The organism is Oscillibacter sp. CU971 (genome assembly GCF_905219725.1).
Taxonomy (GTDB): domain Bacteria; phylum Bacillota; class Clostridia; order Oscillospirales; family Oscillospiraceae; genus Oscillibacter.
This window is the reverse complement of the sequence record NZ_CAJMXG010000363.1, coordinates 1-2430: the sequence shown is the minus strand read 5'-3', so window position 1 is coordinate 2430 and position 2430 is coordinate 1. Positions and strand designations below refer to the sequence as shown.

The 2430-nt window shown below is 62.6% G+C and carries 2 protein-coding genes and 1 pseudogene; all 3 read left to right on the top strand.

What is annotated here, in order from left to right; genetic code table 11:
• Positions 1 to 302: pseudogene (locus JX325_RS15400) on the top strand (hypothetical protein); the annotation flags it as partial.
• A gap of 182 nt (positions 303 to 484) precedes the next feature.
• A complete protein-coding gene (gene ftsZ, locus JX325_RS15395; RefSeq protein ID WP_204791941.1) occupies positions 485 to 1603 on the top strand; it encodes a cell division protein FtsZ in 1119 nt (372 codons plus the stop codon).
• 194 nt (positions 1604 to 1797) lie between these two features.
• Positions 1798 to 2430 (top strand): SpoIVB peptidase S55 domain-containing protein (locus JX325_RS15390; RefSeq protein ID WP_243414128.1); only part of this gene is annotated, 633 nt, incomplete at its 3' end.

The following is a 2430-nucleotide window of genomic DNA, read 5'->3' as shown; positions in this document are numbered from 1 at the left end:
CCCTGGCCCTGGCCGCGGAGTACGCCTCCCAGCAGGCCAGCCTTCTGGCCCTGCTGGAGGCCTTGGACAACGCGGGCCTGACGGAAAACGTGGACGGCATCCGGCTGGACGAGCTCAGCTACTTGAAAATGGACTACGTCGGCCGCTTCACCGTGCGCATGGCCTACGGCGCGGACTATGAGTGGGAGCTGAAAAAGCTGACGGCCACCCTGGCGGATGAGAAAATCCAGAGCAACATGACCGGCACCATCGATCTGAGGCTGGAGAGCGACCGGGTGTTTCTCATACCGGGAGAGCGGTAGGAGCGGCGTTTGCGTCAGGTTTTTTGGAGAATTTGCGTCGAAAGCGAAACAGGCACTTGACCGGAGGGAGAAAGTGGCTTACAATAAGAAAATGAATAGAGTTTCACGGCCTCAAGTCAGGCGGCGGTGAATCGCGGCGTCCTGTCGGGACGGCCGCACAAATGATAGCAGGAGGCAGCACTATGGCATTTGGTTTGGAAAGCAGTCCCGATACCGTTGTCAACATCAAAGTAATCGGGGTCGGCGGCGCTGGAAATAATGTAGTGAACCGCATGGTCAGCTCCGGGACCAAGGGCGTGGAATTTGTGGCGGTGAACACGGACAAGCAGGCGCTGAACATTTCCAGCGCCGCCTATAAAATTCAAATCGGCGAAAAGCTGACCCACGGGCAGGGCGCGGGCTCTGACCCGGAGGTGGGCCGCAAGTCCGCCGAGGAGAGCCGGAACCAAATTGCCAAGGCCCTGGAGGAGACGGACATGGTCTTCATCACCGCCGGCATGGGCGGCGGCACCGGCACCGGCGCGGCTCCCATCGTGGCGGAGCTGGCCAAGGAGCTGGATATCCTCACCGTGGGCGTGGTGACCAAGCCCTTCGGCTTCGAGGGCCGCCGCCGGATGCAGCAGGCCGAGGGGGGCATTGAGGAGCTCAGGACCAAGGTGGACTCCCTGGTTATCATCCCCAACGAGCGGCTTAAGCACGCCACGGACCAGAAAATCACCTTTGCCAACGCCTTTGAGATTGCCGACGACGTGCTCCGCCAGGCGGTGCAGTCCATTTCCGATCTGATCCGGGATACGGGCTACATCAACCTGGACTTTGCCGACGTCACCGCCATTATGAAAGACGCGGGCCTCGCCCACATGGGCGTGGGCCGGGCCGCCGGAAAGGGCAAGGCCGAGGAGGCCGCCAAGATGGCCGTCTCCAGTCCGCTGCTGGAGACCAGCATCAACGGCGCGCGGGGCATCCTCATCAACGTGGCCGGTTCCCCGGACATCGGCTTGGAGGAAATCGAACAGGCCGCCGGTCTGGTCCAGGCCGCCGTCCACCCCGATGCCAACACGATTTTCGGCGCGACCTTTGATGAGAGCTTGGACGACGAAATCCGCGTCACCGTCATCGCTACGGGCTTTGACAAGGCTCCGGGGCAGCTTCCCAACAAGATGGCGGAGGAGGCCGAGAAGGCCGGAGAGGAGGTCCCGGCGGGGCCCGAGCCCTTGGGCGAGGAGGATGTGCCCAAGCCGGAGGTTCCCGAGGACGACCCCTTCGAGGATATTTTCAAAATTTTCAACAAGCGGGATTGACGCGGTTTTTGAAAAAACCGGAAGACCCTGGAGGCGTTTGCCTCCGGGGTCTTTTTCACGCCTTGAAGCGCCGGAACAGGCAGATGCCGCCATGGGCGCGCTGCCGCTTTTTACTTGTGGTGATTCTGCGTTTTCCGCAAATGATAATCAGGCCGGAAACGGCGTTTGACATGAACAAGGAAGGGGTGGTTTTTTTGTATGGACCTTCACGAATCGCGAAGCGGGCGCTGGGCGCCGGGGCGGCGCTGGCGCTTGCGGTTTTGCTGTGCGCCGGGGGAAGGGTAAAGGCGATGGAGCCCCGGATGCTGGTCCCGGTGGGCCACACGGTGGGCATCAAGCTCTTCTCCCGGGGCGTGGTGGTGGTGAAGCTCACCGACGGCGGGACGCCCGCCAGGGAATGCGGCCTGCGCACCGGGGACGTCATCGTTAAATGCGGCGGGAATGCCGTAACCTCCACGGAGCAGTTTCAGTCCCTTCTGCAAAAGAGCGGCGGCAGCGCATCCAATTTGCAGATTGAACGGGCGGGGGACAGCGTGACCTTGTCGGTGGAGCCCTCCCGGAACGATCAGGGCGTCTACTGCATCGGTGCCTGGGTCCGGGACAGCATGGCGGGCATCGGGACCATGACCTGGTACGACCCGGCCACCGGAGCCTTCGGGGCCCTGGGCCACGGCGTCACGGACACGGATACGTCGCTGCTGATGCCCTTCTCCAACGGTTCCGTCCTGCCCTCCACTGTCAAGGCGGTGAAGCGGGGCGAGGCGGGGTCCGCCGGAGAGCTGCGGGGAGATTTTGATTTGACGAGGGACCTGGGGCCGCTGTACGCC